We start from the raw sequence: 13,539 nt of genomic DNA, 5'->3' as shown, positions 1-13,539 counted from the left end.
ACTGCGTGCGAGCGGTGGTGTTCAGCTCTTCTACAAACCCTTGCTCCACTCATCGCGCACGCTGCGTCTCTCGCAGCGGCGCACGTCTGCACCTCACGCCACGCCGGACCGATGACGCTTACCCGATCACTGCACGCGGACATCGACCTGCTGGCGCTGCATCGGCTGTTACCGCAACGCTATCCGGCCCTGCTCGAATCCACTGCTTCCGGCACCGACCACGGCCGCTGGGACGTGCTGCTGCTGGCGGAGGGCGCATGCCTGCGGCTGGATCCGGATGGCTGCACGCGCGATGGCGAAGGGCGAGTGCTGGAGGGCAGCTTTCTGGGCGCGCTGGATGCGGCTTGGCAGGCCGAGCGTGTGCCGCACGACGTTGCAAGCCCGTGGCCGTTTCGCGGCGGTTGGGCGGTGCTGCTGGATTACGAACTGGCCGAACAGGTCGAACCGATTCTGCAGTTGCCAACGCGAACCGATGGCGTGCCCACCGCGCTGGCCTTGCGCGCGCCGGCAGCAGTGCTGCGCGATCGCGTGCAAGGGCGCTGCGTGGCGCTGGCCGAGGCCGGCCGCGCCGATCTGTTGCAGCAAATCGTTGATGACGTGGCCGCCTGCGCCGCGCTGCCGCCGTTGCCGGAGTGGACCGGTCCGCTTTCGGTCGAAGAGGATGCGCCCGAGCGCTTCACCGCTGCAGTGGAGCGCGTGCTCGATTACTTGCGCGCTGGCGACTTGTTCCAGGCCAATATCTCGCGCGCCTGGTCTGCCGCATTCGCAGCGTCGGTTGATCCGGCCGCACTGCACGCGCGCCTGCGTGCAGCCAATCCGGCGCCATTCGCCGGACTGTTCGTTGCGTGCGGGCGTGCGGTGGCTAGTTCCTCGCCCGAGCGGCTGGTGTCGGTGCAGGGCGATGTGGTGCAGACGCGCCCGATCGCCGGCACCCGCGCGCGTTTTGCCGGCGACGACGATGCCGCGCGCATCCGCGAGCTGGTCGGGCATCCGAAGGAGCGTGCCGAGCATGTGATGCTGATCGACCTGGAACGCAACGACCTGGGCCGCATCTGTGCGCCGGGCACGGTGGAAGTGGACGAACTGATGTGCGTGGAGAGTTATGCGCATGTGCATCACATCGTCAGCAATGTGCGTGGGCGCCTGCGCGCCGGGGTGACGCCCGGCGAGGTGATTGCGGCGGTGTTTCCCGGCGGCACCATTACCGGTTGTCCGAAGGTGCGCTGCATGCAGATCATCGCTGAGCTCGAGCAGACCGCGCGTGGCGCCTACACCGGTGCATTCGGCTGGCTCAACCGCAATGGCGACATGGATCTGAATATCCTGATCCGCACCGCCGAGATGGCCGGAAACCAGGTGCGTTTTCGCACCGGGGCCGGGATCGTGGTGGATTCGGATCCGCAGCGCGAGCTGGACGAAACCCGCGCCAAGGCGCGTGGCGTTTTGCGTGCGATCGAGCAGACATGAGCGCTTCAACGAGACATCACCGGCGCGCGGTATCCTGCGCGGCGCTGGGGCAATGACGAGGTGGGTGTGGCGGTGACTGGCAAACGCGGATGTCTGGCCGTGCTGGGCACGGTATTGCTGCTCGGAGCGCTGCTGGCGATTGCCGCCGTGGTGGCGTGGCGGCATTACCTGCACTTCGCCGATACCCCCGTGCCTGCGAGCGCGCCCAGCGTGGTGATCGCGCCCGGCGATTCGCTCAAGGCCACGCTGCGCAAACTGCGTGCGGCCGGTCTGGAACAGGGCGCCGAGCTGGAATGGCAGCTGCTGGCGCGCCAGGTCGATGCGGCCGGCAAGCTCAAAGTGGGCGAGTACGCGCTGTCGCCGGCGCTGTCGCCGCGCGAACTGCTGACGCGCATGCGCCAGGGGCGGGTGATCCAGTACCGCTTCACGATCGTGGAAGGCTGGAATTTCCGTCAACTCCGCGCCGCACTTGCTACCGCCACGCCGCTACAGCACTCCATCGATGCATTGGACGACGCGGCGCTGATGGCGCGGCTGGGCTTCGCCAAGCAGCATCCGGAAGGACGCTTCCTGCCCGAAACCTATGTCTATCAGCGTGGCGACAGCGATATCGACGTGCTCAAGCGCGCGCATGCGGCCATGGACAGGGCGCTGGCGCAGGCCTGGCAACAGCGCACCCCGAACCTGCCGCTCGGGTCGCCGGAACAGGCATTGATCCTGGCCTCGATCATCGAAAAGGAAACTGCCTTGGGCTCCGAGCGCCCGCTCATCGCCGGGGTGTTCCTGCGCCGTCTGCAGATGGGCATGAAGTTGCAGACCGACCCGACCGTGATCTACGGCATCGGTAGTAGCTACGACGGCAATATCCGCCGCCGCGACCTGACCACCGATACCCCGTACAACACCTACACCCGCACCGGCCTGACGCCTACGCCGATCGCCATGCCGGGCCGCGAGGCGCTGCTGGCGGCGGTGCGTCCGGCGCCCGGTGAGGCGCTGTATTTCGTGGCGGTGGGCGATGGCACCGGCGCGCATGCGTTCTCGGCCACGCTGGCCGAACATAACGCAGCGGTGGCGCGCTATCTGCAGCGCCGCCGGCTGCAAAGCGCGCCACAAATGGAGCCTACGCCATGACCGCCGCATTTTCACCCTGGCAGCAGCGCGCTTTCGACCAGACCGTGGCAGCGCTGGATGCCGGACGGCTAGGGCACGGGTTGCTGATCTGCGGCCCGGAGGGCCTGGGCAAACGGGCGGTGGCTTTGGCCCTTGCCGAGCATGTGCTGGCCAGCTCGCCTGACCCCGCGCTTGCGCAGCGCACGCGCCAGCTAATTGCCGCCGGTACCCATCCGGACCTGCAGCTGATCTCGTTCATTCCCAATCGCACCGGCGACAAGCTGCGCACGGAGATCGTCATCGAGCAGGTGCGTGAGATTTCGCAGAAGCTCTCGCTCACACCGCAGTACGGCATCGCCCAGGTGGTGATCGTCGACCCGGCCGACGCGATCAATCGCTCCGCCTGCAACGCCTTGCTCAAGACCCTGGAAGAACCATCGCCCGGCCGTTACCTGTGGTTGATCAGCGCCCAGCCGGTGCGCCTGCCGGCGACTATCCGCAGCCGCTGCCAACGCCTGGAATTCAAGCTGCCGCCCGCGCACGAAGCACTGGCCTGGTTGCGCTCGCAAGGCGTCACTGAGCGCGCTGCACAGGAGGCACTGGATGCCGCGCGCGGCCATCCCGGTCTGGCCGCGCAGTGGTTGCGCGAAGACGGACTGGCCATGCGGCGTGCGGTTGCGCAGGATCTGGAGCAGATTGCCAGCGGCCGTGCCGGCGCGGTGGATGTCGCGCAGCGCTGGGCCAACGACGGCCAGGCCGATCAACGTTTGCGCCATGCCGCCGATCTGGCATTGGCGCAGGCATCGGCCGGCTTGACCGATCCTTCGCGGTTGCACAAGCTGGCGACCTGGTTCGACGCCGCCAACCGCACCCGCGATCTGCTGCGCACCACCGTCCGTGCCGACCTGGCAGTGACGGAATTGTTGCTGGCCTGGCGCGAGGGAGAGCGCCAGCCACGTTCTAGGGGAACTCGATGAGTGCAATGAATGCACGCCAAGGCATTTTGTCACTGGCGTTGAAAGACAAGCCAGCGCTCTACAGCGCCTACATGCCGTTTGTGAAAGGCGGCGGCATCTTCGTGCCCACGCCCAAGCGCTACATGCTGGGCGATGAAGTCTTCCTGCTGCTGACCCTGCCGGATTCCAGCGAGCGCCTGCCGGTCGCCGGCAAGGTCATCTGGACCACGCCTGCAGGCGCCCAGGGCAACCGCGCCGCCGGCATCGGCGTGCAGTTCCCTGATGGCCCGGAAGGAGAGGCGGTGCGCAACAAGATCGAGACGCTGCTGGCGGGATTGACCACCTCGGACAAGCTGACGCATACGATGTGAGGCTGCGTTTGTGCGGAATGGGTCAGGTCCAGACAGACTGCGCTCGGCGCTGCGCTGATCACCGAAATATCGGTGCTATGCAGCTGGCTTCGGGCGCCGCATCGCGCGATGCTTGCGGCATACGAGGTTGATTGGAATCGCTCCAAAGAAGTGGGTCGCAGTGGCTAGCCTGAGCGGTCTGCCCAGCCTCTGGGTACAGCGGTTTCGAGCAGTTTCGGCGCCACCGCATGAAGCGGTTGACGATCGCCACAGCTGCCCTATAATGTGCGGCTCGCGTCATCGGGCGGTTAGCTCAGCGGTAGAGCATTGCCTTCACACGGCAAGGGTCACAAGTTCGAACCTTGTACCGCCCACCATTGAAATCCAGCAGCATTCAGGGTTTCAACGCGAGAAGAAGAGCGGGCCATGCGCCGGCTTTTTGTTGCCTTGCCACCATCAGCAGAGCCCGTGCATGGGACTCGTTGAAGCAGTCGGGTGAATCACCGGACCCCGTAGATCACGCTTGCTGGATGTCACTGCAGCGGATGCTGCTGGCTACAGCTCGTTGACGCTATGCATAGTGATAACGCACCTGGGCGATCAGTAGTATTCCTTCTGCGGCTTTGTAGACGATTCGGTGTTCGTCATTGATGCGGCGCGACCAATAACCCGCTAGCGCGTGGCGCAGTGGCTCGGGTTTGCCGCTGCCTTGGAACGGATCGCGCTGAATGGCGTTGATCAATTCGCTGATGCGTTTGAGCATCTTCTTGTCGGCCTGCTGCCAGTACAGAGAGTCCTCCCAGGCATTATCCGAGAACTGGAGGATCACTCGGTCAGTCCCCGTTCCTTGCCGCGGCCGGCTTCAAGCTGGGCGATGGATTCCAGCAGGCGCTGTGCACTCTTCGGGCTGCGCAGCAGGTAGGCGGTTTCTTCCATGGCCTTGTAGTCATCCAGGGCATCATGACGACAGCTCGTTCGCCGCTGCGCGTGATGATCACCGGCTCGTGGTCGTTGACAACGCGGTCCATGGTCTCTGCGAGAGAGGCGCGCGGCGCTGTAGGTGATGATATTCATGACGTCATCTGGGTATGTACAGAAAATTGTACGTATTGGACTGGGGAGTCAACTGTCGAGCCGACGGGCTGCTGGAAGTGTTCAAGTCGCCGATAGCCTGGTTGATCGCTTGTGCCTGCTTGTTGCGAGCTCAGCAAGGACTTGCCATCCTGCAGGTCCCCGCGTTGAAGAAGGTGTAGCGATGAAGGCGCTGCTTGGAAGTGCTCTGGTTGCAATGACATTACTGGCCGGCTGTGCCCGCGATGTAGGCGAGCAATACGTGGGCAAGTGGGTCAATGTGAAGTCGGAAAAGAACGTGTTGAGCATCGAGCACAACGGCGAGAGCTTCATTATTCGCGATACCCAGCCGGAGCTGTTCGGCAACGGGGTCAAGACCCGCAATCATCCGGCGCTGCTGACCAATGGCGTGCTGCAGATGTCCAACGGCGTTGGCACGGTCAACTACGCGATCGATGAGGCGACCGGTAAGTTGAGCACGGGCGATACCGAGTACACGCGGGTCAAGTGAGGGCGAGGCCGGGCATGCGATGCAGTGAGCGACGTTGCAGGTGGCGAGGTGATCGCTTCATCAGTTGGTAGCATCATGTCTTGCGTGCTGCGTGCTGCGTGCTGCGGAGCATGCCGTCGTGAGCGTGGATCACGCATTCATGAGCTAAGCGCGCAGTGCCGTGGCTTTCCTACGGGCTGAGCGGGACGGCTAGGCGTGCGCGAATAGCCAGATCGGTGATGCAACTTCGCTCCTGGGTTTTATGCCCGTGACGCTGTGGCCTGCGCCTGCATCCAGCGCCACAGCGTCGTGCGCGAAACGCCGAGCGTTTGTGCGGCGAGGGCGCGGTTGCCGTTTGCGCGATCGAGCGCCGCGCGGACTGCGCTGGCAGTGAGCTGCAGGCGAGAAGTCGCCAGATCGGCCTGCTCATGTGGTATGTCGCGGTTACCGAGCTGTGCATCGAATAATTCCGGGGCCCAGCGTTCGAGTTGCTCCAGGCTGAGGCTGTCGTGCGGTTGGGCTTTCCAGTGAATGCAGAGACGTTCGACCAGATTGCGCAGTTCGCGCACATTGCCGGGCCAGGTGTGTTGTTGCAGGCATTGCAATGCAGCTGCCGATAGCGGCGATGGAATGCTGCCAAGTTGCTGGAAATAATGCGCAAGCAACAACGCAATGTCGTTGTGACGATTGCGCAACGGCGGTAGTGCAATGCGCAGCGCGGCAAGGCGATAGAACAGGTCGCGGCGGAAGCGGCCCTGTTCGACCAGGTGCTGCAGTTCCTGCAGGCTGGCGGCGATGACGCGCACGTCGACCGCAATGGGCACGGTTGCGCCAACGCGCAGCACTTCGCGTTCTTCCAATACCCGTAGCAACCGTGTTTGCAGCGGCATCGGCAACTCGCCGATTTCGTCGAGAAATAGGGTGCCGTCCTGCGCGGCTTCGATCAGGCCAGTGTGGCCGCCGCGGCGCGCGCCGGTGAAGGCGCCATCGCTGTAGCCGAACAGTTCTGCTTCCAGCAGCGACTCGCTGATGGCGCCGCAGTTGATCGCCACGAAGCGGCCGCGGCGTCGGCTGCCAGCATGCAGTTGCCGGGCAGCCAATTCCTTGCCGGTGCCGGTTTCGCCGCTGATCAACACGGTACCGGTATGCGGCGCGTACAGCTGCACCAATTCGCGCACCTGCAGCATCGCGCTGTCTTCGCCCAGCAGGGCATCAGCTCGTCGTGCACGACGCGTGGCGCTGCAGCCAGCGGCGCGGTCCGTGCTTGGAGCAGTGCCCAATGCGATGGCCTGTTCCAGTGCTTGGCGTACCGAATCGGCCGAATACAGCAGCACGCCGGGCAGCCCGGCCTGCTCGGCGAAATCGATGGCCATACCGGTGCCGACGATGACCTGGATGCCGCTGGCGCGCAGGTCGGCAATGCAGTCGCGCGCGTCTTCGGCGGTGACGAAGCGGCGGTGCTCGATATCCAGATCGAAGCTGTGCTGGAAGGCGCGAAATGACGGCACATCGCTGGCGTGGGTGACCACACCGATGCGCGGCCCGATGCGGCGCGCACGCGCCAGCGCTTCCATCAGATCGAACCCGGTGGCCCGGATGGGCGCGAAGGGCAGCGCAAGCCGGCTGCGCAGGTAGGCCGCATTGGAGCCGCCGGCCACCAGCGCGTCGCAGCGTTCGCGGCGCAGGCGCTGGCCGACGACCTCGACTGCTTCGGCAAAGCCAAGGTTGATCTGCTCGATGCGGGCGCGTTGATCGAACTCAGGGATGACATCGGCCAGCAGCCCGGTCAGGCGCGAGACGCTGACGGTCCAGATGACAGGTAGGGAGGCCTCTGCGGTCTCCGGGAGGGAAGGGCTGCGCATCAAGGTGCCGCGTTTCAGTAGCGTTTCATAGTGAATCAGATGTTGCGTACTTGCAACATACGGAGCGGCAAGACCCAAAAGAATCAAAGGCTTGTGATTGGCACGGTGTTTGCGCCCACCGCGATATCCCATCCAAGGAACCGTCATGACGCCTTCGTCCACCTCTTCGGCCGGCACACGTTTCCGTGCTGCGCTGGTTGCCGAATCGCCGCTGCAGGTGATCGGTGCGATCAACGCCAACCATGCGCTGCTGGCCCAGCGCGCCGGCTACCGGGCGATCTACCTGTCTGGTGGCGGGGTGGCGGCCGGCTCGCTGGGCTTGCCGGACCTGGGTATCAACACGCTGGAAGACGTGTTGATCGACGTGCGCCGCATCACCGATGTGTGTGAGTTGCCGCTGCTGGTGGATGTGGACACCGGCTTCGGGCCGAGCGCGTTCAACATCGAGCGCACCATCAAATCGCTGATCAAGGCGGGCGCGGCCGGCTGCCATATTGAAGACCAGGTCGGCGCCAAGCGCTGCGGCCATCGGCCGGGCAAGGAGATCGTGAGCCAGGGTGAGATGGTGGACCGGGTCAAGGCGGCAGCCGATGCCAAGACAGATGCAGCGTTCTTCCTGATCGCCCGCACCGACGCGATCCAGATGGAAGGGGTGGATGCGGCGATCGAGCGCGCCATCGCCTGCGTGGAGGCGGGTGCGGATGGCATCTTCGCCGAGGCCGCCTATGATCTTGAAACCTACAAGCGCTTTGTCGATGCAGTGAACGTGCCGGTGCTGGCCAACATCACCGAATTCGGCAAGACCCCATTGTTTACGCGCGACCAATTGGCGCAAGCCGGCGTTGCGATCCAGTTGTTTCCATTGTCGGCGTTCCGTGCTGCCAACAAGGCCGCTGAGGCGGTTTACACCGCGATCCGGCGCGATGGCCATCAACAAGCGGTGCTAGACAGCATGCAGACGCGCGAAGAGCTGTACGAACGCATCGGCTATCACGCCTTCGAGCAGCGCCTGGATGCATTGTTCGCCGCCAAGGGCGCATGATCCACGCCGACTCCCTGCCTGAGCATACGCATGACCAGCCAAACCGGCGGTGCACCGTCTCCACGTGGCCGTATCGATCGTCGCCAGACTGCGCGCCAGTTGTTGCAAACCGAAATGGAAAAACTGCCCGACGCCGAGCGCGAGGTGGTGGAACGCTTCATTGCCAAACGCCACGTGGCGCGCGACATCGTCAAACAGGCAGACCGCGAGCGGTCCCTGGGCGAGCGTATTGCCGACCGGGTGGCCGAAATCGGCGGCAGCTGGAGCTTTATCATCGGTTTTGGTCTGGTGCTTCTATTCTGGATCGTGCTCAACAGCGTGCTGATGACGCACGCCTTCGACCCATACCCTTACATCCTGCTCAATCTGTGCCTGTCGTGTCTTGCTGCGATCCAGGCGCCGGTGATCATGATGAGCCAGAACCGCCAGGCAGCCGTGGACCGGATGCGCGCGCAGAACGATTACGAAGTGAACATCAAATCCGAGCTGGAGATTCTGCAGGTGCACGAAAAGCTTAACCAACTGCGCGAGCAGGATTGGTTGGCGCTGGTCGAGCAGCAGAATCGCCAGATCGCCTTACTGCAGCAATTGATCGATCGTGCCGGCACATCGCCGTCCGCACACTGACTGCCTGGTCCACACGACCGCGTCTCCCTGGAGATTTTCAATGAACGACAGTGCCACCCCGCAAAACGCCACCGCCTTCAAGCCGAAGAAATCCGTCGCCTTGTCCGGTACCGCCGCCGGTAACACCGCGCTGTGCACGGTGGGGCGGAGCGGCAACGATCTGCATTACCGCGGTTACGACATCCTCGACCTGGCCACCACCAGCGAGTTCGAAGAAATTGCGTACCTGCTGGTGCATGGCAAGCTGCCCAACAGCGGCGAACTGCGCGGTTACAAGGCCAAGCTGCGTTCGTTGCGCGGTGTACCGGCTGCGGTGAAAACTGCGCTGGAACAGTTGCCGCCGTCGGCGCATCCGATGGATGTGATGCGCACCGGCGTATCGGTGCTGGGCTGCCTGCAGCCAGAAAAAGACGACCACAACCACCCTGGCGCGCGCGACATCGCCGACAAGCTGATGGCGTCGCTGGGTTCGATGCTGCTGTATTGGTATCACTACAGCCACAACGGCAAGCGCATCGATGTGGAAACCGACGACGACTCCATCGGCGGTCACTTCCTGCATCTGCTGCATGGCTTTGCGCCGAAAGACTCGTGGGTGCGCGCGATGCACACCAGCCTGATCCTGTATGCCGAGCACGAATTCAATGCGTCCACGTTTGCGAGCCGCGTGATTGCCGGTACCGGCAGCGATATGTACAGCGCAATCGCCGGTGGCATCGGTGCATTGCGCGGACCCAAGCATGGCGGCGCCAACGAAGTGGCCTTCGAAGTGCAGAAGCGCTACGACACCCCGGATGAAGCAGAAGCCGATATCAAGGCGCGTGTGGAACGCAAGGAAGTGGTGATCGGCTTCGGGCATCCGGTGTACACGGTGTCCGACCCGCGCAACAAGGTGATCAAGGACGTGGCGCGCGAGCTCTCCGATGAGCAGGGCAGCCGCAAGATGTACGACATCGCCGAGCGTCTGGAGAGCGTGATGTGGGACATCAAGAAGATGTTCCCGAACCTGGATTGGTTCAGTGCAGTGAGCTATCACATGATGGGCGTGCCGACCGCGATGTTCACTCCGCTGTTCGTGCTCGCGCGCACTGCCGGTTGGAGCGCGCACATCATCGAGCAGCGCGCGGACGGCAAGATCATTCGCCCCTCGGCCAATTACACCGGCCCGGAAGATCAGGTGTTTGTGCCGTTGGATCAGCGCAGCTGATAACGCGTTGCGCAGCCGCTGACGTCTGCGCTTCGGTCGCCTTCTTCAATGAAGGCGATTGGACCTCGCAAGCCAGATCAGCGACAGCAAACCTGCAGACCTCTGAAACGCTACGTCGATTCCCGATTCCCGATTCCCGATTCCCGATTCACATCCGTCCGCTTCGATATCGCCAGCCATGAATAGCCAGTACCGCAAGCCCTTGCCAGGCACCTCGTTGGAGTACTTCGATACACGCGCTGCCGTCGATGCGCTGCAGCCCGGTGCGTATGCAGGTTTGCCGTATACCGCGCGCGTGCATGCCGAAAACCTGGTGCGGCGTGCAGAGCCGCACATGCTGGAGGCGTTCCTGCGCCAGTTGATCGAGCGCAAGCGCGAGCTGGATTTCCCGTGGTTCCCGGCGCGCGTGGTCTGCCACGACATCCTGGGCCAGACCGCACTGGTGGATCTGGCCGGGCTGCGCGATGCCATTGCCGAGCAGGGCGGCGACCCGGCGCAAGTCAATCCGGTGGTGCCGGTACAACTGATCGTCGATCACTCGCTGGCGGTGGAATACGCCGGTTTCGACAAGCAGGCCTTCGCCAAGAATCGCAGCGTGGAAGACCGCCGTAATGCCGATCGATTCCACTTTATCGAATGGACCAAGCGTGCGTTCGAGAACATGGAAGTGATTCCGCCGGGCAACGGGATCATGCATCAGATCAATCTGGAGAAGATGTCGCCGGTGATCTACACGCTGGACGGCGTGGCATTTCCGGATACCTGTGTGGGCACCGACAGCCACACGCCGCATGTGGATGCGCTGGGTGTGATTGCGGTAGGCGTCGGCGGATTGGAAGCGGAGAACGTGATGCTGGGGCGCGCCTCGTGGATGCGTTTGCCGGACATCATCGGCGTGGAATTGACCGGCCGGCCAGCGCAGGGCATCACCGCCACCGATATCGTGCTGGCATTGACCGAATTCCTGCGCGCGCAACGCGTGGTCGGTGCGTATCTCGAGTTCTACGGCGATGGCGCGCGTGCACTGACCATCGGCGACCGCGCGACCATTTCCAATATGACACCAGAGTTTGGTGCGACGGCGGCGATGTTCTACATCGACCAGCAAACCATCGATTACCTGCGCTTGACCGGTCGTGACGATGCGCAGGTCGCGTTGGTGGAAACCTATGCGCGCCATACCGGCTTGTGGGCCGACGATCTGGCCACCGCGCAGTATGAGCGCGTGCTGCAGTTCGATCTGTCGAGCGTGGTGCGCAACATGGCCGGGCCGTCCAATCCGCACAAACGCGTGGCGACTACCGAGCTGGCGCAGCGCGGCATTGCCGGTACATGGGAAGCCATCCCGGGGCAAATGCCCGATGGCGCCGTGATCATTGCGGCGATCACCTCGTGCACCAATACTTCAAACCCGCGCAACGTGATCGCCGCCGGCTTGCTGGCGCGCAATGCCAATGCGCGTGGATTGACCCGCAAATCGTGGGTGAAAAGCTCGCTGGCGCCGGGGTCCAAGGCAGTGCCACTGTATCTGGAAGAGGCCGGTTTGCTGAGCGAGCTGGAACAGTTGGGCTTCGGTATCGTGGCGTTTGCGTGCACTACCTGCAATGGCATGAGTGGTGCGTTAGATCCAGCGATCCAGCAGGAGATCATCGATCGCGATCTGTATGCCACGGCGGTGTTGTCGGGCAACCGCAATTTCGATGGACGCATCCACCCGTATGCCAAGCAGGCGTTCCTCGCATCGCCGCCGTTGGTGATTGCGTATGCAATCGCCGGCACGGTGCGCTTCGATATCGAAAAGGATGTGCTAGGCATCGATGCCGACAGCGTGCCGGTCACGCTCAAGGATCTGTGGCCGAGCGATGCCGAAATCGACGCGGTGGTGGCGCGCAGCGTCAAGCCGGAACACTTCCGCAGTGTGTACGACCCGATGTTCAAGCGCAGCGTGGGGCAAGGGATAAGCGTGAGCCCGCTGTACGACTGGCGCCCGGCCAGCACGTATATCCGCCGCCCGCCATATTGGGAAGGCGCGTTGGCCGGCGCGCGTACGCTGCGTGGCATGCGCCCGTTGGCGGTGCTGGGCGACAACATCACCACCGATCACCTCTCGCCATCGAACGCGATCATGGCCGGCAGTGCGGCGGGCGAATATCTGGCGCAGATGGGCGTGCCGGAGGAGGACTTCAATTCCTATGCCACCCATCGCGGCGACCACCTTACCGCGCAGCGTGCGACGTTTGCCAACCCCAAATTGATCAACGAAATGGCGGTGGTCGATGGGCAGGTCAAAGCTGGCTCGCTGGCGCGTCTTGAGCCGGACGGCCAGGTGCTGCGTATGTGGGAGGCGATCGAAACCTACATGACCCGCAAGCAGCCGCTGATCATCATTGCCGGTGCCGATTACGGGCAGGGCTCTTCGCGCGACTGGGCGGCCAAGGGCGTGCGGCTTGCCGGTGTGGAAGTGATCGTCGCCGAAGGCTTTGAACGCATTCACCGCACCAACTTGATCGGCATGGGCGTGTTGCCGCTGGAGTTCAAGTCAGGCACAGATCGCAAGACCTTGGGCATCGATGGCAGCGAAACCTTCGACGTGGTGGGTGAGCGCACGCCCGGCGCCACGCTGACGTTGTCGATCCACCGGCGCAATGGCGAGCAACTGCAGGTGCCGGTGACTTGCCGCCTGGATACTGCAGAGGAAGTGTCGATTTACGAAGCCGGTGGCGTCTTGCAGCGGTTTGCGCAGGATTTTCTTGAGGCAAACAAGGCCGCATAGGGCAGCACCATGGCCGATTCTTCGCGATTGATCTTCATGCTCAAGCCGCCACCGCAGGTGCTTGAAGCGATGGCCGGTGTCGTGGCTGCACACCGCCTGGATGCACTGCTTGGTGAGGCGTACTTCGATCCAGGCAACTGGCATCAATCGGTTTCGGATCGGTTTGAAGGGTCGGCTGCGCGTGCCGCAATGCTGCGCGCGGGCGATCGTCTCGATGCTCAGGCAGTGACGTTCTGCTTGAACCGGATCACCAGTGGCGGAACCGACCCGGTGCATTGGGCATTCCGGGCAGAGGGCACGCCATTTGCCTTCGTTGCATTGCAGGCTGCCATCGCAGCAGCGCTGCGTGCGGAAGGCCTGCATGTTGGGGGCGGACACACGCCGCACGTAACGATCAGCTATGCAGCGCCCGGTAAGCTCAACCAGCCAATCGTGCCCATCATCTGGCACGCCACCGAGGTGCTGTTGGTTGAAGGCGGTGGGCGACCGTATCGCTATGGACCCATCGGATCTTGGCCATTGCGACCTGAGGGGCTCATGCCGGAGCAGACGCAACTGCCGCTATGACCTGAGCAGCAAGG

General features: G+C 63.4%; 13 protein-coding genes and 1 tRNA gene. 11 read left to right on the top strand and 3 right to left on the bottom strand.

Translation table 11 applies throughout. From position 1 onward, the window contains the following. Positions 1–111 precede the first annotated feature (111 nt). The 5 genes from NX05_RS08375 (at position 112) to NX05_RS08355 (ending at position 4,263) form a co-directional block, all read left to right on the top strand. Complete coding sequence (locus NX05_RS08375) at positions 112–1,467, top strand: aminodeoxychorismate synthase component I (RefSeq protein ID WP_039432348.1); 1,356 nt, start codon at positions 112–114, stop codon at positions 1,465–1,467. 60 nt (positions 1,468–1,527) lie between these two features. Next, on the top strand, positions 1,528–2,601 hold the full coding sequence (gene mltG / locus NX05_RS08370; RefSeq protein WP_039432346.1) for an endolytic transglycosylase MltG: 1,074 nt from the start codon (positions 1,528–1,530) through the stop codon (positions 2,599–2,601). Next, on the top strand, positions 2,598–3,557 hold the full coding sequence (locus NX05_RS08365) for a DNA polymerase III subunit delta' (protein WP_039432344.1): 960 nt from the start codon (positions 2,598–2,600) through the stop codon (positions 3,555–3,557). The genes mltG and NX05_RS08365 overlap by 4 nt, the downstream gene beginning before the upstream one ends. Continuing rightward, positions 3,554–3,907: a PilZ domain-containing protein gene (locus NX05_RS08360; protein ID WP_039432343.1), complete on the top strand. Its 354-nt coding sequence runs from the start codon at positions 3,554–3,556 to the stop codon at positions 3,905–3,907. Before NX05_RS08365 ends, NX05_RS08360 begins: the two co-directional genes overlap by 4 nt. Positions 3,908–4,188: 281 nt before the next feature. Then, a tRNA-Val gene (locus NX05_RS08355) sits at positions 4,189–4,263 on the top strand. A gap of 194 nt (positions 4,264–4,457) precedes the next feature. On the opposite strand, the gene NX05_RS08350 is transcribed toward NX05_RS08355, so the two are convergent. Together NX05_RS08350 and NX05_RS08345 are read right to left on the bottom strand one after the other, a co-directional pair. Then, entirely contained in the window at positions 4,458–4,715 is a 258-nt protein-coding gene (locus tag NX05_RS08350; protein ID WP_039432341.1) for a Txe/YoeB family addiction module toxin, read from the bottom strand. Beyond that, positions 4,712–4,960 (bottom strand): type II toxin-antitoxin system Phd/YefM family antitoxin, encoded by a 249-nt coding sequence (locus NX05_RS08345; protein ID WP_425477380.1) that lies wholly within the window; start codon positions 4,958–4,960, stop codon positions 4,712–4,714. The genes NX05_RS08350 and NX05_RS08345 overlap by 4 nt, the downstream gene beginning before the upstream one ends. Before the next feature lie 181 nt (positions 4,961–5,141). Here NX05_RS08345 and NX05_RS08340 point away from each other — a divergent pair, with 181 nt between their 5' ends. Continuing rightward, a complete protein-coding gene (locus NX05_RS08340) occupies positions 5,142–5,468 on the top strand; it encodes a hypothetical protein (protein WP_039432339.1) in 327 nt (108 codons plus the stop codon). 239 nt (positions 5,469–5,707) lie between these two features. Here NX05_RS08340 and prpR read toward each other — a convergent pair whose 3' ends face one another. Further along, positions 5,708–7,309, bottom strand: coding sequence for a propionate catabolism operon regulatory protein PrpR (gene prpR / locus NX05_RS08335; protein WP_039432404.1), 1,602 nt, complete (start codon positions 7,307–7,309; stop codon positions 5,708–5,710). A gap of 145 nt (positions 7,310–7,454) precedes the next feature. Between prpR and prpB the strand changes: the two genes are divergently transcribed. The 5 genes from prpB (at position 7,455) to NX05_RS08310 (ending at position 13,525) form a co-directional block, all read left to right on the top strand. After that, on the top strand, positions 7,455–8,351 hold the full coding sequence (gene prpB, locus NX05_RS08330; RefSeq protein ID WP_010368419.1) for a methylisocitrate lyase: 897 nt from the start codon (positions 7,455–7,457) through the stop codon (positions 8,349–8,351). Positions 8,352–8,381: 30 nt separating this feature from the next. Continuing rightward, positions 8,382–8,978 (top strand): DUF1003 domain-containing protein, encoded by a 597-nt coding sequence (locus tag NX05_RS08325; protein ID WP_010368420.1) that lies wholly within the window; start codon positions 8,382–8,384, stop codon positions 8,976–8,978. A gap of 40 nt (positions 8,979–9,018) precedes the next feature. Further along, entirely contained in the window at positions 9,019–10,185 is a 1,167-nt protein-coding gene (gene prpC, locus NX05_RS08320; protein WP_039432338.1) for a bifunctional 2-methylcitrate synthase/citrate synthase, read from the top strand. Between the two features lie 178 nt (positions 10,186–10,363). Beyond that, on the top strand, positions 10,364–12,958 hold the full coding sequence (gene acnD / locus NX05_RS08315; RefSeq protein ID WP_039432336.1) for a Fe/S-dependent 2-methylisocitrate dehydratase AcnD: 2,595 nt from the start codon (positions 10,364–10,366) through the stop codon (positions 12,956–12,958). Positions 12,959–12,967: 9 nt separating this feature from the next. Further along, a complete protein-coding gene (locus NX05_RS08310) occupies positions 12,968–13,525 on the top strand; it encodes a hypothetical protein (protein WP_039432335.1) in 558 nt (185 codons plus the stop codon). Positions 13,526–13,539: the final 14 nt, after the last annotated feature.

This window comes from Xanthomonas vasicola (assembly GCF_000772705.2).
GTDB classification, from domain to species: Bacteria; Pseudomonadota; Gammaproteobacteria; order Xanthomonadales; family Xanthomonadaceae; genus Xanthomonas; species Xanthomonas vasicola.
This window is presented reverse-complemented; position numbering and strand designations above follow the sequence as displayed.